Annotated in this window: 16 protein-coding genes; 6 read left to right on the top strand and 10 right to left on the bottom strand. The window is 69.0% G+C overall.

Annotated features, from left to right (window positions below):
- Positions 1 to 2: 2 nt before the first annotated feature.
- From rplC to ACGFU6_RS20425, 3 genes are all read right to left on the bottom strand, one after another.
- The gene (rplC, locus tag ACGFU6_RS20435) at positions 3 to 647 is read right to left on the bottom strand and encodes a 50S ribosomal protein L3 (RefSeq protein WP_014154591.1); all 645 of its coding nucleotides are present in this window, start codon (positions 645 to 647) and stop codon (positions 3 to 5) included.
- 14 nt (positions 648 to 661) lie between these two features.
- Entirely contained in the window at positions 662 to 970 is a 309-nt protein-coding gene (gene rpsJ, locus ACGFU6_RS20430; RefSeq protein WP_003948644.1) for a 30S ribosomal protein S10, read from the bottom strand.
- Between the two features lie 415 nt (positions 971 to 1,385).
- Entirely contained in the window at positions 1,386 to 2,633 is a 1,248-nt protein-coding gene (locus ACGFU6_RS20425) for a hypothetical protein (protein WP_393612578.1), read from the bottom strand.
- A gap of 214 nt (positions 2,634 to 2,847) precedes the next feature.
- Between ACGFU6_RS20425 and ACGFU6_RS20420 the strand changes: the two genes are divergently transcribed.
- Positions 2,848 to 4,518 (top strand): RNA ligase family protein, encoded by a 1,671-nt coding sequence (locus ACGFU6_RS20420; RefSeq protein ID WP_393612576.1) that lies wholly within the window; start codon positions 2,848 to 2,850, stop codon positions 4,516 to 4,518.
- Positions 4,518 to 6,689 carry an RNA repair domain-containing protein gene (locus tag ACGFU6_RS20415; protein ID WP_393612574.1) on the top strand — a complete coding sequence of 724 codons (2,172 nt, stop codon included), beginning with the start codon at positions 4,518 to 4,520 and terminating at the stop codon, positions 6,687 to 6,689. The genes ACGFU6_RS20420 and ACGFU6_RS20415 overlap by 1 nt, the downstream gene beginning before the upstream one ends.
- A gap of 4 nt (positions 6,690 to 6,693) precedes the next feature.
- Here ACGFU6_RS20415 and ACGFU6_RS20410 read toward each other — a convergent pair whose 3' ends face one another.
- Positions 6,694 to 6,903, bottom strand: coding sequence for a DUF397 domain-containing protein (locus ACGFU6_RS20410; protein WP_393612572.1), 210 nt, complete (start codon positions 6,901 to 6,903; stop codon positions 6,694 to 6,696).
- Positions 6,900 to 7,778 (bottom strand): helix-turn-helix domain-containing protein, encoded by an 879-nt coding sequence (locus tag ACGFU6_RS20405; RefSeq protein ID WP_393612571.1) that lies wholly within the window; start codon positions 7,776 to 7,778, stop codon positions 6,900 to 6,902. Before ACGFU6_RS20405 ends, ACGFU6_RS20410 begins: the two co-directional genes overlap by 4 nt.
- A gap of 163 nt (positions 7,779 to 7,941) precedes the next feature.
- On the opposite strand from ACGFU6_RS20405, the gene ACGFU6_RS20400 reads away from it, so the two are divergent.
- The 4 genes from ACGFU6_RS20400 (at position 7,942) to ACGFU6_RS20385 (ending at position 10,465) form a co-directional block, all read left to right on the top strand.
- A complete protein-coding gene (locus ACGFU6_RS20400) occupies positions 7,942 to 8,367 on the top strand; it encodes an ATP-binding protein (RefSeq protein WP_393612569.1) in 426 nt (141 codons plus the stop codon).
- A 297-nt stretch (positions 8,368 to 8,664) separates the two neighbouring features.
- Positions 8,665 to 9,648 (top strand): helix-turn-helix domain-containing protein, encoded by a 984-nt coding sequence (locus ACGFU6_RS20395; protein ID WP_393612567.1) that lies wholly within the window; start codon positions 8,665 to 8,667, stop codon positions 9,646 to 9,648.
- Between the two features lie 65 nt (positions 9,649 to 9,713).
- The gene (locus tag ACGFU6_RS20390; RefSeq protein WP_393612565.1) at positions 9,714 to 9,929 is read left to right on the top strand and encodes a hypothetical protein; all 216 of its coding nucleotides are present in this window, start codon (positions 9,714 to 9,716) and stop codon (positions 9,927 to 9,929) included.
- Between the two features lie 68 nt (positions 9,930 to 9,997).
- Positions 9,998 to 10,465, top strand: coding sequence for a GNAT family N-acetyltransferase (locus tag ACGFU6_RS20385; RefSeq protein WP_393612563.1), 468 nt, complete (start codon positions 9,998 to 10,000; stop codon positions 10,463 to 10,465).
- 95 nt (positions 10,466 to 10,560) lie between these two features.
- On the opposite strand, the gene tuf is transcribed toward ACGFU6_RS20385, so the two are convergent.
- From tuf to ACGFU6_RS20360, 5 genes are all read right to left on the bottom strand, one after another.
- Positions 10,561 to 11,754, bottom strand: a complete 1,194-nt coding sequence (gene tuf / locus ACGFU6_RS20380; protein ID WP_393612561.1) for an elongation factor Tu — start codon at positions 11,752 to 11,754, stop codon at positions 10,561 to 10,563.
- Positions 11,755 to 11,915: 161 nt separating this feature from the next.
- Positions 11,916 to 14,045, bottom strand: a complete 2,130-nt coding sequence (gene fusA, locus ACGFU6_RS20375; protein ID WP_393612559.1) for an elongation factor G — start codon at positions 14,043 to 14,045, stop codon at positions 11,916 to 11,918.
- A gap of 38 nt (positions 14,046 to 14,083) precedes the next feature.
- Complete coding sequence (rpsG, locus tag ACGFU6_RS20370) at positions 14,084 to 14,554, bottom strand: 30S ribosomal protein S7 (RefSeq protein ID WP_014047773.1); 471 nt, start codon at positions 14,552 to 14,554, stop codon at positions 14,084 to 14,086.
- Positions 14,555 to 14,556: 2 nt separating this feature from the next.
- Positions 14,557 to 14,928 carry a 30S ribosomal protein S12 gene (gene rpsL / locus ACGFU6_RS20365; RefSeq protein ID WP_003948652.1) on the bottom strand — a complete coding sequence of 124 codons (372 nt, stop codon included), beginning with the start codon at positions 14,926 to 14,928 and terminating at the stop codon, positions 14,557 to 14,559.
- 385 nt (positions 14,929 to 15,313) lie between these two features.
- A complete protein-coding gene (locus ACGFU6_RS20360; protein WP_393612557.1) occupies positions 15,314 to 19,213 on the bottom strand; it encodes a DNA-directed RNA polymerase subunit beta' in 3,900 nt (1,299 codons plus the stop codon).
- Positions 19,214 to 19,227: the final 14 nt, after the last annotated feature.

The raw sequence follows: 19,227 nt of genomic DNA, 5'->3' as shown, positions 1-19,227 counted from the left end.
CCTCAAGCCCCCTTGGCCGCGGTACGGACCAGGACGAGGCCGCCGTTCGGACCGGGGACCGCGCCCTTGATGAGCAGCAGACCCTTCTCCGCGTCAACCGCGTGGATGGTCAGGTTCTGGGTGGTGACGCGCTCGTTACCCATCCGGCCGGCCATGCGCATGCCCTTGAAGACACGCCCAGGGGTGGCACAGCCACCGATCGAACCGGGGGAACGGTGCTTGCGCTGGACGCCGTGTCCGGCGCCGAGGCCCTTGAAGTTGTGACGCTTCATGACACCGGCGAAGCCCTTGCCCTTGCTCTTGCCCGTGACGTCAACCTTGACGCCGGACTCGAACACCTCGGCAGTGACCTCCTGGCCCAGCGTGTACTCGCTGGCGTCAGGGGTGCGGAGCTCCACCAGGTGGCGGCGCGGGGTCACGTCGGCCTTGGCGAAGTGACCCTTGAGGGGCTTGTTCACCTTGCGCGGGTCAATCTCGCCGAAGGCGATCTGGACCGACTCGTAGCCGTCGCTGTCGTTCGTACGGACCTGCGTCACGACGCACGGACCGGCCTTGACGACGGTCACCGGGACAACCCGGTTGTTCTCGTCCCAGACCTGGGTCATACCGAGCTTCTCGCCCAGGACGCCCTTGATGTTCTTGCTCATCTCGGCCCGTCCCCTCAGAGCTTGATCTCGATGTCGACGCCAGCCGGCAGGTCGAGGCGCATCAGCGAGTCAACCGTCTTCGGCGTGGGGTCGAGAATGTCGATGAGGCGCTTGTGCGTGCGCATCTCGAAGTGCTCGCGAGAGTCCTTGTACTTGTGCGGCGACTTGATGACGCAGTACACGTTCTTCTCAGTGGGCAGCGGCACCGGGCCCGCGACCGACGCACCAGTGCGGGTCACCGTCTCGACGATCTTCTTCGCCGAGGAGTCGATGACCTCGTGGTCGTAGGCCTTGAGCCGGATGCGGATCTTCTGTCCCGCCATGGCTACTAGTAGTCCTGTCTCTCGTAACGCTCTGGAACCCGGGGTTCTCGTTACTCCGCCTCCGACCCACGCGGTCGGGCGTGTCGCATCCCCTCTACGAAAATCTCCCGAAGAAGATCCCAACCAAGGGGGTGCGGGCCTGAGACCGCGAATGCCGGGGGAGGAACCCCACCGGGTGCCTGGCCGGTGGCACACATACGCTTCCCGAAAGATTCCCGTACGTCCGGCCCACAAGGGGCCGACGAGTACTGTGGGACTCGCTTCCGGTCCTCCCGGCGGGAGGCGCGCAGCATTGACACTCAACCGAGCAACCTGGTCAGTGTGCCATACGGCGCACTGGCCTGGCCAATCGGGTCGGAGATCTTACCCCCCGCGGATGAATGGTCAAACGCGCGCGCCCCCGGCCGCGGCGGGGTCAGGTCCGGATGACCGTCCCGCAGCCCTCGTTCTCGTCTTCCCGAAGGGACCGGCTCCGGTCGTAGGGGTCCTCGGCCGGGCCGGTGGCGGGATCGCCGGCCGGTGCGTCGTCGTTCGGGAATCCGGGGTGGTAGTACCCGTCGTGAACGCCGCACGCGCTGTTGGCGGACTCACTGGTGTAGTCCCCAACCGTGAGCCTGCCCTTCGTCGCCATCCACTTGTGCGGGTCGAGCAGAGCCAGAGTCACGTCGCGGCGGACGATCGTCCGCGCCACGACGTCACTGTCCGCACCGGCCCGGACCGTCGGATAGACGAAGCTGTAGTCCGCGTGCACCCGCACCTCGCCCGGCTTTCCGGCGGAGAAGGTCAGATGGCCGCGCACCTTGACCACGTCACCTGCCAGGACCACGTCGGCCGGGTCGAAGCGGGTCACCATGTCCAGCGGGTCGTGCTTCTCGTCCGGGTCGCTCAGCGAACGCCGCAGCCCGGGCAGCACCTCCGGCTGCTGCGGGTCGAGCAGGGACATCGCGGCGGTGGGCTGCCCACCGCGCAACACTGCCGGGTCCAGGTTGGTGGCGACCAGGAACTCCTTCGTACGGCGCAGGGCGAGCGCCACGTCCGCCTTGCTCATCCCGCCGGTCGCCTTCGCCCGCGGCAGTTCGATGGCGTCGGCCCCCGAGGCCCACCGCTCGGCGGGCGAGCCGCGGAACGGGTGCTCCCGGGTGGGCCTGGCGGTCTGGACCGCCGCGGCGGGCGCGCTGGACGGCTGCGCCGTCTCGGCGGGCAACGGCGAGGGCGAGGCCTCGGCCGCGGCAGCCGCCGCATCGGGCTGGTGGCCGGGAAGCCGGTCCAGCAGCAGGGACGGCCGTACAGCGACGACGGCGAGCGCGGCCACCAGCACCACCGCGAACAGCGAGCGCACGGTGCGGCCCCGGCCGCTCCGCCCGTTCATCTCCTGCCAGGCCGGGCCGGTACGCCACCCGGGCGGCAACGCCGGCGCCGGCTCCGCCGCGGCCTTACGGCCCCACCGCCGCCGGCCGCTCCCGGCCCGGCCCGACGCCACCTCGTCCTGCTCGCGCAGCCGGCGCGTCACCATGCGCTCCCGCGCGGACGGTTCCTCCGGTGCCTTCCGGGCGTCGCCCTGCACGCTGTCCCGCAGGAACGCGTTCCACTGTTCGTCGGATATCGGGGACGTCCCGTCTTCGGGTCTGTCGTCAGGATGCTCGGGGGACGGAACGGTACTCACGGTCTCGCTCTCACGGAGAAGGGTGCGGCAGGGCAGCGGACGGAAGGGACAGGGCATTGTCGGTGCCCTCTGCACATACGGCCCAGAACCGGATCGAATCCGTGATCCAATCGGTGCCCGGCCGATTCCGCGACCTCCCGAAATCCGGTCGAATACCGCGTGCCCGCGCCCCTAGAGTGACCGGCCGGAGCAGCGACCGACGGGGGCACAGAACATGCGTACGCACTATCCACGGACCCCGCATCTGCCCTGGTCGCCCGGGGCCACCTCGGACGACGTGCGCCTCGCCGACCTCGCCGGACTGACCGGCTGCGAGGTCGTCGTCACCGAGAAGCTCGACGGCGAGAACACCACGCTGTACGCCGACGCACTGCACGCCCGCTCCCCGGACTCCGCGCACCACCCCTCCCGCAACCGGGTCAAGGCGCTCCAGGGCCGCATCGGCCCCCGCATCCCGGCGGGGTGGCGGATCTGCGGCGAGAACATGTTCGCCCGCCACTCGATCCCGTACGACGGCCTGTCGAGCCACTTCTACGGCTTCTCCGTCTGGAACGGGGAGCTCTGTCTGGACTGGGACCGGACCACGGACTTCCTGCGGGACCTGGGTATCCCGACACCACCGGTGCTGTGGCGCGGTGTGTTCGACGCCCGGGCCGAGAGGGCGCTGCGCGCGCTGCGGCCGGACACGGAACGCCAGGAGGGTTACGTCGTCCGACCGGTCGAGCGCTTCTCGGCCGCCGCGTTCAAGCGGCGCGTCGCGAAGTGGGTGCGGCCGGACCACGTGACAACGGACACGCACTGGATGCACGCGGCAGTGGTGGAGAACGGACTCGCTCCCGCCGCCGCCCTGTGGTCCGTGCGTTCGGGCGCCCCGGTGGACCCGGCTGCACTCGCAGCCGCCGCGGGCACCGGCCCCGGCGACGCGGCCGCGGCTCTCGCGACGGCCGACGCGCTGGACGCACGGGGCAGCACCGGCGACGACCGGCTGACGGGGGTGCTGGCCGCCCTGCTCCACCGCACCCGCCGGGCCGCACTCGCACCGGCGCTGGCCGGACCGCTCGGAATGCCGCTCGCCCGGCGGACCGCGGACCTCGTCGGCCTTTACCCCGCACTGCACCGCCCGTATCCGGACGACGAGCGCCACGGCGGCCTGGCGCGGATGGCGCTCGCCGCCGACCTGACGGTCCTGCACGCGCTGGCCGGTGTGCTGGCCGGGACGCCCGAAGCCCGGGACCAGGTGGAGTGGTCGTCCCTGCACGCCCAGGAGGTACGCGAACCGTCCGGACTGTCCGAGGCCTTCGCGGACCTGGCACCGGAAGCCGCCGCCCGCTGTCTGGCGCAGGCCCGTGAGGCGTACGCGCTGGGCCGCGTCACCACCGCGGAGGAGGCGGTCGCCGCGACCTGGCGGTGGCGGTCCGGGGACTTCCCGCGCCTGGTCCATCTGGTCGGCCCGTCCGGCAGCGGGAAGAGCACCTCCGGCCGCGGCCTGCCGGGCACCGCCACGTACATCTCGCTGGACGACCTGCGCGAGTCCCGCGGCTCCCGCGCCGACCAGAGCGCCAACGCGGACGTCCTGCGCGAGGGCCTGCGCCGCCTGGACGCCGCCCTCGTCCCCGGCGGGACGGTGGTCTGGGACGCCACCTCGCTCAACCCGCACCAGCGCTCCCTGATCCACACGGTCGCCCGACGGAGGGACGCCCTGGTCACCCATGCCGTGGCGTGGATCGGCGAGGACGAGCTGACCGCGCGCAACGCCCGGCGCAGCCACCCGGTGCCCCCGGAGGTCCTGGCCTCCCAGCTGCGCCGCTTCGATCCCCCGTATCCCGGCCAGGCCCACCGCACCTGGTACATCGGCACGAGCGGAACCGTGGAGGACCGGGCCTGATGCGTACGAGCGAGGAGATCTACCACCGGGTCCGCTGGGACGCCCGGTTCGATCCGGCGCGCTTCGTCCTCGGCGTCGCCCAGCGCGGCCGGGACCCCAAGCGCGTGCCGCTGGAACGGTTCACGCCGGGCGGGGACATCCCCTGGCACCGGGTGCTGTTCGTCGAGGCGGACGGCGAGACGGTGTGGGACCGGGCCTCGGGCACCGACCGGATCGACGCGACGGAGGCGGGCCGGATCCGGACCCCGCGCCGGCTGCCGTCCCCTTACTTCGCATCCCGCACCCCACACACCTTCTCCTCCACTACGGGCACCTGGGAACCGGCACCGGCCGGACCGACGAGCACGGTCGCCTCGCTGACCGTGCTGACGTGGAACACCCTCTGGGACCGGTACGACAGCGACCGGATCGACACCGCCCGCCGCCGCCCCCTGCTCCTGGGCGCACTGCACGCGGCGGACGCGGACGTCATCGCGCTCCAGGAGGCCGAGCCCGCTCTGCTGGAGCTGCTGCTGACGTCCGCCTGGGTGCGCGAGCGCTACACGCTCGCCACCGAACCGGCCGGCCGCGACGTGGCGGACTGCGGCCTGCTGCTGCTCAGCCGCCTGCCGGTGAGGGAGGCGGGCCTGTACGCGCTCGGCCCGCACAAGGCGGTGGCGGCGGCCGTCGTGGATACGGCGGAGGGTCCCGTCACGGTGGCCGTGACCCACCTCAGCAGCGACCACTCCCCCGCCGGAGCCGTCCGCCGCGACAGCGAACTCGCCCAACTGGCAACGGGGTTGGCCGGCGTCGAGGGTGAGGTGCTGCTCGTCGGCGACTTCAACGACGGCGGCGACCGGCCGCAGCACCGGCTGGCGATGGCGGACGCCTGGCACCAGGTGCACGGCTCCGCCGACCACACCCCGACCTTCGACCCGGCCGCCAACCCGCTGGCCGCCGTCTCCTCGCTGTCCGGCCGCGCCTCCCGGCTGGACCGGGTGCTGCTGCGCACGGAACGCCTCCGGGCCCGCACCGCGACGCTGGCCGGGGACGCCGCGGGCCCGCAGGGGCTGTACATCTCCGACCACTACGGGGTGCGGGTGGAGCTGGGCCCGGCCGCTGCGGATTTTGACGCCGATCGCGTCGCCGAGCGGGTCCTGGCCGCCCTCCCCGGCGCCCGCGTCCACCTCGTCGGCTCCCGGCGCATGGGCTGCGCGCTGCCGGACGCGGACCTGGACCTGGTGGCGGCGCTGCCGGGCGACCCCGATCCGGCAGGCGTACGACGATCGCTGGCCGCCGCGTTCCCGGAAGCCCGGGACCTGCGTGCGGTGTCCGGTGCCCGGGTGCCCGGCCTGCGCTGGTACGTCGACGGTCTCCGGGTCGACCTGGTCACCGTGGCGACCGGTCCCCTCTCCCCCGCCGAGGCGGTCGCGCGCCGCACCGGGCTGGGCGATGCGGCGGCGGTCGCCCTGAGCGCGGTGAGCGACGCCGAAGCGGTGCTCGCGGCAGCGGACCCGCACCGGGAGGCCTTCTCCGGCCTCGCCCGGGACGTCAAGGCGTGGGCGGGGGCGCGTGGCCTCGACTCCGCGCCGTGCGGCGGGCTGCCGGGCCTGGCCTGGGCGGTGCTCGCGGCCCGTACCGCACACGAGGCGGGCGCCCTGCCGCCGCTGGCGCTGCTCCGGCACTTCTTCGCGGCCTGGGCGATGCGGGACTGGGACGAGGCGGTGGGGTCGGGCCCTGCCGTGGGCCCCGTCACGGTGCTGACCCCGACCACTCCGGTGCGCTCCTGCACCACGCAGGTCTCCGCCGCCGGCCGCGATCTCCTCGCCGCCGAGCTGTACCGCGCCTGGGAGATCACGGACGCCGCCGAGGGCGACGAGGACCCGCGCCCTCTGCTCTGCGCCCCGCCGCGCCTGACCGACCTGCACCCGTCGTGGGCCCTTGCCTCTGCACCCCCGGGCGGCCCGGACGAGGGGCGACTGCGCGGCAGGCTCCTCGCCCTTGCGGCCGCACTCGCCGAAGCGGGCGCCGCCGACTGCCGCATCTGGCCACGCCCGCTCACGGCCGACGGCCGCACGGGGTACGCGATCGGGCTCGGCGCGACGCCGCCCGCCGCGCACCGGCTGGCGGAGATCGGGGCGGAGGTGCTGCGGGGGATCCGGGACGCGTCGTTGGCCCCGGTACGTATATAGGGAGTCAGCGGCCGGCCGCGTACGGGACGAAGCCCGCCCACGCGGTCGGGGCGAAGGCGAGCCGTGGCCCCGGCAGGTTCTTGGAGTCGCGCACGTGCACTGCACCGGGGGCCGTCGCAACCTCGACGCACGAGTCCCCCTCACTGCTACTGCTGTAGCTGCTCTTGAACCAGGCCAGCCCGGAAGCGGCCCCGGCAGAGGTCTCGCTGATCATGTCTCTCCCAGCAGTTGCTCGATGAAGGCCAGCGACTCTCCTGGCGGGAGAGCCTGGGCCCGGATCATCCCACAGCGCAACTCAAGGATCCTGAGCTGCTTCGGATCGAACACCGGCCGCCCCGCGAAGGCGCCATCCGACCGCCCCACCGCAGTGCCATCCTCAAACTTCAATACCTCGACCCCACCATCCATTCCGGCGTGGTCCTCACGGCTGGTCGGCATCACCTGAATCTCAACATTCCGCAACTGCCCCACCTCTAGCAGCCGTTCGAGCTGTCGGCGCAGCACCACTGCACCCCCGATAGGGCGAAGCAGAGTCACTTCCTCCTGCACGAAACTGAGCGTGGGACCGGGCGACCTCTCAAAGACGCGCCGCCTGGCCATGCGCGCCGCCAACACCCTCTCCACTTCGTCCTCCGAGTACGCAGGCCGCCTCATCTCGAACAGAGCCCGCGCATACTCCGTTGTCTGCAACAGGCCGTGGATGTTGTGGTTGCTGTACAACCCCATCTCAACCGCCCGCTCCTCCATTTTCGCCAGCTCCCGGATCTTCTTCGGGTACCGCACCTCCGCCAGGTCCCGCTTCATCGCGGCGAGCTTCCCGCCCGCGCCCACCGCATCGTCCGCGCGGTCCAGGAACTCCGGCCGGGCGATGCGCCGCCCGCCCTCGACCTTGTAGACCAGGTCCTCCCCATAACCGATCGCCGCCCCGAACTCGGCGGCCCGCATACCGGCCGCTTCCCGCCAGGCCTTGATCTGGCGGCCCACGGCGGCAACAACCGCGACACCCGGTTCGTCATCGGGATCGACGTCCCAACCGGGCTCGTCCGCCCCGCCGCCGCCCTGCTCCGTGCCGGTCCCGTCCACACTCATCCGTGCCCCACTTCCGACGCGCGTGCCGTTCTTCCTCAACCGCCTCTGTTCCCCACACGTCACTCCGGACAGCCGGGACAGCACTGGACAAGCCCGGGACAATCACCGTACGCAAGGGCTTCGTCACTGTTCACGGTACGCAGACACGGCCACGCTGAGTGACGTGAACCAACAAACCGCCTCCCCCCAACGCCCCACCGCCGAGCGCACGTTCACCGTGCGACTCTCCCCCACCCGGCGAGGGGCCCGGCCGGCCCGGCTGCTCGCCGTGGCCCACCTCGGCCTGTGGGGCCTGCCGTCCGATTCGGCCGCGCACATCGTCGCGGAGCTCGCCGCCAACGCCATGGTCCACGGCCGCGTACCGGGCCGGGACTTCCAACTGAGCCTCACCGTGATCGCGGACGAACGGCTGCGGATCGAGGTCACCGACACCCGGGGCGACCGCCTGCCCGTGGCGGCGGTCCCCGACCGGCTCGCGGAGAGCGGACGCGGCCTGCTCATCGTGGAGGCCCTCGCCGGCCGCTGGGGCGTCATTCCGGGCCCGGTCCCGCGCAAAACGGTCTGGGCGGAACTCGACCTCGTACCGTGACCGGACCCACCGGGTCGCGGGCGCCCACGACCCCCTCGGCCACGACCCGGTGAGCCGCGACGCGGTCGGCCACGACGTCTAAAGGCTTTTAAAGAACTCGGGAAAACAACCCACCCAAACCCCACCCGAACCCGTCCTGACCCGCGTCACTCACACGGGTGACAAATGGCAACAGAGCTGGATTTAGGCCGGGTTGACTGGCATATGCTCGCCGCGACAACCACACAACGAGACGGCCCCCGGCGAGACGCGAATCTCAACCAGGGGCCTGACCACGAGGAAGTAGACCTCTTCCCGATGGATACCCAGCAGGTTATCGCGCCCCCGTGCGCCCGGCCCAGCTCCCCGGGCTCGCCCGGTCCCGGCTCCGCGCATGACGTCACGCCGACATCCGGCGTCCTCCACGTCAACACCCGCCACACCTCCGGCTTCACGGTCATCGGCAACCACCTCGCCCAGCACCACGAGCTCTCCCTCATCGCGATCGGGCTCGCCGCGCACATCCAGTCGCTGCCCGCCGGGGCGAAGGTCGGCATCAAGGTGCTCACCGACCGCTTCCCGGAGAGCGAGGCCCGGATCACGGCCGCTCTGCACGAGCTGGAAGCGAAGGGCTACCTGCACCGCAGCCGGGTGCGCCTCCCCAGCGGTCGCATGGTCACGCGCACGATCTCGTACAACCGGCCCAGCGCCTCCACCATCACCACGCCGCAGCCCCGGTCCAAGCCCCAGCCCCGTCGCAGCCAACCGCCGGTGCCACCCACCACCCCACCGCCGCGCGAGGCCACCTCACCCGCCCCGGCGCCGGCCCTCGCACCCGTCCACGTACCGCCGCCCACCGCCCCCAGGACTCCGCCCCCGCCGCTCCCCCGGCCGCACGCCCCCACCGAGGAGCTGCACCGAACCGCTTCCGCGCTCCTGGCCGACCTACGCCGTCACGCACCCACGCTCACCCTCACCGAGGGCGACATCGCCACCCTCACCCCGGGCATCGCCACCTGGCTCGAACGCGACAGCCACCCCGACACCGTCCGCCACGCCCTCACCACCGACCTCCCGGTCCCCGTCAAGCACCCCGCGAAGCTCCTGCGGCACCGCATCACCACCCTCCTGCCGCCCCCACTCCCCGGCACAGCAGACCTCGCCCCGCCCCGCCGCAAGGTCCTCGTCATCCCGCTCCAGAACTGCGACGCCTGCGAGCGAGCCTTCCGCTCCCCCCACCCCGGCAACTGCCGTGACTGCCAAACCGAAAAACAGGCCGTCACGCACAGCCCCACCGCATGACGCACATCCACCCTCAACCCCCGAGGAACCTGGTGGCCGTGGATACCTCTTTCTACACATCCTTCATGTCAGAAGAAATCCGGGACGAAGGCCGGGCAGAGGGACGCGCAGAAGGCCGCGCGGAAGGCCTCCTCCTGGTCCTCGAAGCACGCGGTATCCCGCTCACCGACGAGACCCGCGAGAAGATCACTACCTGCACCGACCCCCAGCTCCTGCGGCAGTGGCTCCACCCCGCCACTACCGCCGCCACTGCCGAGGAAGTCGTCGTCGAGGAACGCTGACCGTCCGGCTGTGTCCGCTCCCCGGTCGGCCCGGGAGCGGGCCGGTCACGTTCTGGCAGACTCCGGCCATGCATGTACGTACCACTCAGGCGTGGGCGCTGCGCCCCGCCACCCCCGACGACCTGGAAGCCATGGTCGAGCTCCGGGCCGTCGTGATGCGCCCGGACCTGGTCCGCCTCGGACGCTACGACGAGGACCGGGTGCGCCGGCGGATGCGCGACTCCTACCTGCCGGAGCACACCTCGGTCATCGTCGTGGACGGGCGCTTCGCCGGGTGCGTCACCCTGCGGCCGCACGACGACGACGGCCGGTGGCTGGAGAGCTTCTTCCTCGCCCCGGAGCTCCAGGGTGCGGGCATCGGCTCCGCGGTCCTGCGCGAGCTGCTGGCCCGTACCGACGCCGAAGGAGCCACGGTCCGCCTCGACGTACTCCAGGGCAGCGCGGCCCGGCGGCTGTACGAGCGGCACGGATTCGTCCTGGAGCGCGAGGACCCGGTCGACGTCTTCATGGTGCGCCGGCCCGTACCCACCGCCTGACCGCATACAGAAGGGCCCCCTCCCACCGCTTGCGCGATGGGAGGGGGCCCTTCTCGGTGCTCTGTGCGGAGCTACCAGGTCAGACGCTCAAGTAATTACTTGAGGATCTTGGTGACCTGGCCGGCGCCCACGGTCCGGCCACCCTCACGGATGGCGAACTTCAGGCCCTCTTCCATCGCGACCGACTGGATCAGCGAGACGTTCATGAGGGTGTTGTCGCCCGGCATGACCATCTCGGTGCCCTCGGGGAGGGTCACGACGCCCGTTACGTCCGTGGTACGGAAGTAGAACTGCGGGCGGTAGTTGTTGAAGAAGGGGGTGTGACGGCCACCCTCGTCCTTCGACAGGATGTAGGACTGGGCCTCGAACTCGGTGTGCGGCGTGACCGAACCCGGCTTGATGATGACCTGGCCGCGCTCGACGTCCTCGCGCTTGATGCCACGAAGAAGCAGACCGACGTTCTCACCGGCCTGGCCCTCGTCGAGCAGCTTGCGGAACATCTCGATGCCGGTGACCGTGGTGGTGGTCTTGTTCTCCTTGATGCCCACGATGTCAACAGTCTCGTTGACCTTGAGGACACCACGCTCGATACGACCGGTGACGACGGTGCCACGACCGGTGATCGTGAAGACGTCCTCGATCGGCATCAGGAACGGCTTCTCGACGTCACGCTCGGGCTGCGGGATCGACTCGTCGACGGCCTTCATCAGGTCGAGGACGGTCTGGCCCCACTCCTTGTCACCCTCAAGAGCCTTGAGCGCCGAGACCTTGACGACCGGAAGGTCGTCGCCCGGGAACTCGTACTCGGAGAGGAGCTCACGGACCTCGAGCTCGACGAGCTCCAGGATCTCCTCGTCGTCCACCATGTCGGCCTTGTTCAGGGCGACGACGATGTACGGAACGCCGACCTGGCGGGCCAGGAGCACGTGCTCCTTGGTCTGCGGCATCGGGCCGTCGGTCGCGGCGACGACGAGGATGGCGCCGTCCATCTGCGCCGCACCCGTGATCATGTTCTTGATGTAGTCAGCGTGACCGGGGCAGTCGACGTGCGCGTAGTGACGCGACTCCGTCTGGTACTCGACGTGCGCGATCGAGATGGTGATACCGCGCTGGCGCTCCTCAGGAGCCTTGTCGATCTGGTCGAAGGCCGAGGCCTCGTTCAGGTCCGGGTACGCGTCGTGCAGCACCTTGGTAATGGCGGCCGTGAGGGTCGTCTTACCGTGGTCAATGTGACCGATGGTGCCGATGTTGACGTGCGGCTTAGTCCGCTCGAACTTTGCCTTCGCCACTGGGTCCTCCTGCGGAGTGGTTCTGTACGCCTTGCTTCATCGGCGCCAGGTGATCTTTGCTGGGATGCCGGGACCCGGGGGCATTCCGCGCAGCACTTGCGCGCTGTGCGGAATGCCCCACCGGGCTCCGGTGACAAGCCTAAAGCGTGAGCTCGGGAGAGTTACTCGCCCTTGGCCTTCGCGATGATCTCCTCGGCGACGTTCCGCGGAACCTCGGCGTAGGAGTCGAACTGCATCGAGTAGCTTGCGCGACCCGAGGTCTTGCTGCGGAGGTCTCCGACGTAGCCGAACATCTCCGAGAGGGGCACGAGGCCCTTCACGACGCGAGCGCCGCTACGCTCCTCCATGGCCTGGATCTGGCCACGGCGGGAGTTGAGGTCGCCGATCACATCGCCCATGTAGTCCTCGGGCGTGGTGACCTCGACGGACATCATCGGCTCCATGAGCACGGGGGACGCCCTGCGGGCACCCTCCTTGAACGCCTGCGAACCGGCGATCTTGAAGGCGAGCTCCGAGGAGTCGACCTCGTGGTAACCACCGTCGAGAAGGGTGACGCGGACGCCCACCATCTCGTAACCGGCCAGGATGCCGAACTGCATGGCTTCCTGAGCACCCGCGTCCACCGAGGGGATGTACTCCCTGGGGATGCGGCCACCGGTGACCTTGTTGACGAACTCGTAGGACGCGTCGCCACCCTCGATGGGCTCGATGGCGATCTGCACCTTCGCGAACTGGCCGGTTCCACCAGTCTGCTTCTTGTGCGTGTAGTCGATGCGCTCGACGGCCTTGCGGATCGTCTCGCGGTACGCGACCTGCGGCTTGCCGACGTTCGCCTCGACGCGGAACTCGCGCTTCATGCGGTCGACGAGCACCTCGAGGTGAAGCTCGCCCATACCACCGATGATGGTCTGGCCGGTCTCCTCGTCGGAGTGCACCTGGAAGGAGGGGTCCTCCTCGGAGAGGCGCTGGATGGCGACACCCAGCTTCTCCTGGTCGCCCTTGGACTTCGGCTCGATGGCGACCTCGATGACCGGCGCCGGGAAGTCCATGGACTCCAGGATCACCGGGTTCTTGTCGTCACAGAGCGTCTCACCGGTCGTGGTCTGCTTGAGCCCCATGACAGCGATGATGTCGCCCGCGCCCACCGACGCGATCTCCTCACGCTTGTTCGCGTGCATGCGGTAGATCTTGCCGATGCGCTCCTTCTTGCCCTTGACCGAGTTCAGCACCGCGGTGCCGGCCTCGAGGCGACCGGAGTAGATCCGGACGAAGGTGAGCTTGCCGAGGTGCGGGTCGCTCGCGATCTTGAACGCGAGGCCGGAGAACGGCTCGTCGTCCGAAGGCCGGCGCTCGATGACCTTCTCGGGGTCCTTGACGTCGTGGCCTTCGATGGCCTCGACGTCCAGGGGGGAAGGCAGGTAGCGGACGACCGCGTCGAGCAGGGGCTGGACGCCCTTGTTCTTGAACGCGGTGCCACAGAACACCGGGGTGACCGTGACGGAGTCGGCCGTGCCCTTCGACGCGAGGGTGATCCGGCGGATCGCCTCGTGCAGCTGGTCCTGGGTGGGCTCGACGCCCTCCAGGTACAGCTCCATCATCTCGTCGTCGTTCTCGGAAACGGCCTCAAGGAGCTTGCCGCGCCATTCCTCGGCAGCTTCCTTGTGGGTGTCCGGGATCTCGATCGTGTCGTACATCTCGCCCTTGGCGGCCTCTTCGGGCCACACGAAGGCCTTCATCGACACGAGGTCGACGACGCCCTTGAAGTCGGCCTCTGCGCCGATGGGGAGCTGCATGACGAGCGGGACGGCACCAAGGCGGTCGACGATCATGTCGACACAGCGGTGGAACTCGGCACCCGTGCGGTCGAGCTTGTTGACGAAGCAGATACGCGGCACGCCGTAGCGGTCCGCCTGACGCCAGACGGTCTCGGACTGCGGCTCGACGCCGGCCACACCGTCGAACACGGTGACGGCACCGTCGAGGACGCGGAGCGAACGCTCCACCTCGACGGTGAAGTCGACGTGACCCGGGGTGTCGATGATGTTGATCGTGTGGTCAACATCATTGAGCGGCCAGTGACAGGTCGTCGCGGCGGACGTGATCGTGATGCCGCGCTCCTGCTCCTGCTCCATCCAGTCCATCGTGGCTGCGCCGTCGTGGACTTCACCGATCTTGTACGAAACGCCGGTGTAGAAGAGGATCCGCTCGGTGGTGGTCGTCTTGCCCGCGTCGATGTGGGCCATGATCCCAATGTTGCGGACCTTGGCCAGGTCAAGCGAAGTGGTGGCCATAAGGCTCAATCTTCTCTCGGTCTCGATGGGGTAAGCGACTACCAGCGGTAGTGCGCGAAGGCCTTGTTCGACTCGGCCATCTTGTGGGTGTCCTCGCGCTTCTTGACTGCAGCGCCAAGACCGTTGGAGGCGTCGAGCAGCTCGTTCATGAGCCGCTCGGTCATCGTCTTCTCGCGACGGGCACGGGAGTAACCGACGACCCAGCGCAGCGCGAGGGTGGCGGCACGACCGGGCTTGACCTCGATCGGCACCTGGTAGGTGGCGCCACCGACACGGCGGGACTTGACCTCGAGCGAGGGCTTGACGTTCTCAAGCGCGCGCTTCAGCGTGATGACCGGGTCAGCGCCGGTCTTCTCGCGGAGGCCTTCCATGGCGCCGTACACGATCCGCTCGGCGGTGGAACGCTTGCCGTTGAGCAGGATCTTGTTGATCAGCGAGGTGACAAGAGGAGAACCATAGACCGGGTCAATGATGACCGGGCGCTTCGGGGCGGGGCCCTTACGAGGCATTCTTACTTCTCCTTCTTGGCGCCGTAGCGGCTGCGGGCCTGCTTGCGGTTCTTGACACCCTGGGTGTCAAGGGAGCCGCGGATGATCTTGTAACGAACACCCGGCAGGTCCTTCACACGGCCACCACGCACGAGCACGATGGAGTGCTCCTGCAGGTTGTGTCCCTCACCCGGGATGTAGGCCGTGACCTCGATACCGGAGGTCAGACGCACACGTGCGACCTTCCGGAGCGCGGAGTTCGGCTTCTTCGGGGTGGTCGTGAACACACGCGTGCAGACGCCGCGGCGCTGGGGAGAACCCTCGAGCGCGGGCGTCTTGTTCTTCTCGACCTTGTCCTGCCGGCCCTTCCGGACCAGCTGCTGAATCGTAGGCACTACTTCTCCGGTTTCTGTGTGCCGTCGGTGAAACTAACCTGAAACAACTCCGACCCACGCGGTCGGGTGTGTCGAATACTGCGGGTCACTGCCCTGAAGGCGGTTCATACGCAGATCACGGTGGCCAAAGACGGACTCGCCGTGCGGTTGAGGACACGCACACGAGCCCAGGCACACCCCAGGCACAAGGTCTGATCGTACCTACCTCATCGACTCCGGTCAAAACAAGTGCTGTCCACCCGGACACGCCCGTCCGGGTACAGCCCCGCTCGGGGCGCCCCCGGCCGGGCCCGTGGGCCGCCGGCGGGCGGCCGTGCCGCCCACGCCGGAGGGCGGCCACCCCGCGTACGGGGTGACCGCCCTCCGGTCGTATCAAGCGACTCGCTTACTGGTTGTACGGACCGTAGTCGTAGTCCTCCAGCGGAACGGCCTGGCCGGAGCCGGTGCCGAACGGCGAGTAGTCGATGTCGTCGTAGCCGACGGCCGAGTACATCGCGGCCTTGGCCTCCTCGGTCGGCTCGACCCGGATGTTGCGGTAGCGGGACAGGCCCGTACCGGCCGGGATGAGCTTACCGATGATGACGTTCTCCTTGAGGCCGATCAGGGAGTCGGACTTGGCGTTGATCGCCGCGTCCGTCAGGACCCTGGTCGTCTCCTGGAAGGAAGCCGCGGACAGCCACGACTCCGTCGCCAGCGAGGCCTTGGTGATACCCATCAGCTGCGGTCGGCCGGAGGCGGGGCTGCCGCTCTCCTGGACCACACGACGGTTCTCGGTCTCGAACTTCGAGCGCTCGACGAGCTCGCCCGGCAGCAGTTCCGCGTCGCCGGACTCGATGATCGTCACGCGGCGGAGCATCTGCCGGATGATGATCTCGATGTGCTTGTCGTGGATCGACACGCCCTGCGAGTTGTAGACCTTCTGGACTTCGCCGACCAGGTGGACCTGGACCGCGCGCTGACCGAGGATCCGGAGCACGTCGTGCGGGTTGGTGGCACCCACGGTGAGCTTCTGGCCCACCTCGACGCGGTCGCCCTCGCCCACCAGCAGACGGGCGCGCTTGGAGATCGGGAACGGGATCTCCTCGCTGCCGTCGTCCGGCGTCACGACGAGCTTCTTCGTCTTCTCGGTCTCCTCGATCCGGACCCGGCCCGCGGATTCCGAGATCGGGGCGACACCCTTGGGCGTACGGGCTTCGAAGAGCTCGACGACTCGGGGCAGACCCTGGGTGATGTCGTCACCGGCCACACCACCGGTGTGGAAGGTACGCATCGTCAGCTGGGTGCCGGGCTCACCGATGGACTGGGCGGCGATGATGCCGACCGCCTCACCGATGTCGACCAGCTTGCCGGTGGCGAGCGAGCGTCCGTAGCAGAAGGCACAGGTGCCGACCGCGGACTCACAGGTCAGGACCGAGCGGGTCTTGACCTCCTCGACGCCGGCGGCCACCAGGGCGTCGATCAGGACGTCACCGAGGTCGACGTTGGCAGGCGCGATGACCTTGCCGTCGATGACGACGTCCTCGGCGAGCATGCGGGCGTAGACCGAGGTCTCGACGTCCTCCGTCTTGCGGAGCACGCCGTCGGCGCCCTTGACCGCGATCTTCAGCTTGAGGCCGCGGTCGGTGCCGCAGTCCTCCTCGCGAATGATCACGTCCTGCGAGACGTCCACCAGACGACGGGTCAGGTAACCCGAGTCGGCGGTACGCAGGGCGGTGTCCGCCAGACCCTTACGGGCACCGTGCGTGGAGATGAAGTACTCCAGAACGGTGAGGCCCTCACGGAAGGACGCCTTGATGGGACGGGGAATCGTCTCGTTCTTGGCGTTGGACACCAGACCACGCATACCGGCGATCTGACGCATCTGCATCATGTTTCCTCGGGCACCCGAGTCAACCATCATGAAGATGGGGTTCGTCTTGGGGAAGTTCGCGTTCATCGCCTCGGCAACCTCGTTGGTCGCCTTGGTCCAGATCGCGATGAGCTCCTGCGTGCGCTCGTCCTTGGTGATCAGACCGCGCTCGTACTGCTTCTGGACCTTCTCGTCCTGCTCCTCGAAGCCCCTGACGATGGCCTTCTTGGCCTCGGGGACGACGATGTCCGCGACGGACACGGTGACGCCGGAACGAGTCGCCCAGTGGAAGCCCGCCGCCTTCAGGTTGTCGAGCGTCGCCGCCACGATGACCTTGGGGTAGCGCTCGGCGAGGTCGTTGACGATCTCGGAGAGCTGCTTCTTGCCGACCGAGTAGTCGACGAACGGGTAGTCCTCGGGCAGCAGCTCGTTGAAGAGCGCGCGGCCCAGGCTGGTGCGCAGCCGGAAGGTGTCACCCGGCTGGTACTCGGGCTCGCCCTCCTCGGCGACCGGCGGAACCCAGCCACGCGGCGGGATGGTGCCCACCGGGAAGCGGATGTCGACGGACGACTGGAGCGCCAGCTCACCGGAGTCGAACGCCATGATCGCCTCGGCCGTGGAGCCGAACGCACGGCCCTCGCCCTTGGTGTCACGGAGTTCACCGTCGGTGGTGAGGAAGAACAGACCCAGCACCATGTCCTGGGTCGGCATGGTGACGGGACGACCGTCGGCCGGCTTCAGGATGTTGTTCGAGGACAGCATCAGGATGCGGGCCTCGGCCTGCGCCTCTGCCGACAGCGGCAGGTGCACGGCCATCTGGTCACCGTCGAAGTCCGCGTTGAACGCGGTGCAGACGAGCGGGTGGATCTGGATGGCCTTGCCCTCGACCAGCTGGGGCTCGAAGGCCTGGATGCCGAGGCGGTGCAGGGTGGGCGCACGGTTCAGCAGCACCGGGTGCTCGGCGATGACCTCTTCGAGGACGTCGTACACCACGGTGCGGCCGCGCTCGACCATGCGCTTGGCCGACTTGATGTTCTGCGCGTGGTTCAGGTCCACCAGACGCTTCATCACGAACGGCTTGAAGAGCTCCAGCGCCATGGCCTTCGGCAGACCGCACTGGTGCAGCTTGAGCTGCGGGCCGACGACGATCACGGAACGCGCGGAGTAGTCCACACGCTTGCCGAGAAGGTTCTGACGGAATCGGCCCTGCTTGCCCTTCAGCATGTCGCTGAGGGACTTGAGCGGGCGGTTACCGGGACCGGTGACCGGGCGACCGCGGCGGCCGTTGTCGAACAGCGCGTCGACGGCCTCCTGCAGCATCCGCTTCTCGTTGTTCACGATGATCTCGGGGGCGCCGAGGTCAAGGAGACGCTTGAGGCGGTTGTTGCGGTTGATCACACGGCGGTACAGGTCGTTCAGGTCGGAGGTCGCGAAGCGGCCACCGTCCAGCTGCACCATCGGACGCAGGTCCGGCGGGATGACCGGCACGCAGTCGAGCACCATGCCCTTGGGCTTGTTGCTGGTCTGCAGGAACGCGGAGACGACCTTGAGGCGCTTGAGCGCACGGGTCTTCTTCTGGCCCTTGCCGGTGCGGATGATCTCGCGGAGGCGCTCGGCCTCCTCGTCGAGGTCGAAGGACTCCAGGCGCTTCTGCAGGGCGGCGGCGCCCATGCAGCCGTCGAAGTACGTGCCGAAGCGGTCACGCAGCTCGCGGTAGAGCAGCTCGTCGCCCTCCAGGTCCTGGACCTTGAGGTTCTTGAAGCGGCTCCACACCTCGTCGAGGCGGTCGATCTCGCGCTGCGCACGGTCGCGCAGCTGCTTCATCTCGCGCTCGGCGCCTTCGCGCACCTTGCGGCGCACGTCGGCCTTGGCGCCCTCGGCCTCCAGCTCGCCGAGGTCCGTCTCGAGCTTCTTGGCGCGGTTCTCCAGATCGGAGTCGCGACGGTTCTCGACCTGCTGGCGCTCGACGGAGACGTGCGCCTCCAGCGACGGGAGGTCGCGGGTACGGCGCTCCTCGTCGACGAACGTGATCATGTACGCGGCGAAGTAGATGACCTTCTCGAGGTCCTTCGGCGCGAGGTCCAGCAGGTAGCCCAGACGCGACGGGACGCCCTTGAAGTACCAGATGTGGGTGACGGGAGCGGCAAGCTCGATGTGGCCCATGCGCTCACGGCGCACCTTGGCGCGAGTGACCTCGACGCCACAGCGCTCACAGATGATGCCCTTGAAGCGGACACGCTTGTACTTGCCGCAGTAGCACTCCCAGTCCCGGGTCGGACCGAAGATCTTCTCGCAGAAGAGTCCGTCCTTTTCGGGCTTGAGCGTGCGGTAGTTGATGGTCTCCGGCTTCTTCACTTCGCCGTGGGACCAGGTCCGGATGTCGTCCGCGGTGGCAAGGCCGATCCGCAGCTCGTCGAAGAAGTTGACGTCGAGCACTTGTCGTCAATCCC

The sequence above is a fragment of the Streptomyces sp. NPDC048462 genome (genome assembly GCF_043200175.1).
Classification (GTDB): domain Bacteria; phylum Actinomycetota; class Actinomycetes; order Streptomycetales; family Streptomycetaceae; genus Streptomyces.
Note: the sequence above shows the minus strand (reverse complement) of the source record. Positions and strands in the feature narration are given on the sequence as shown.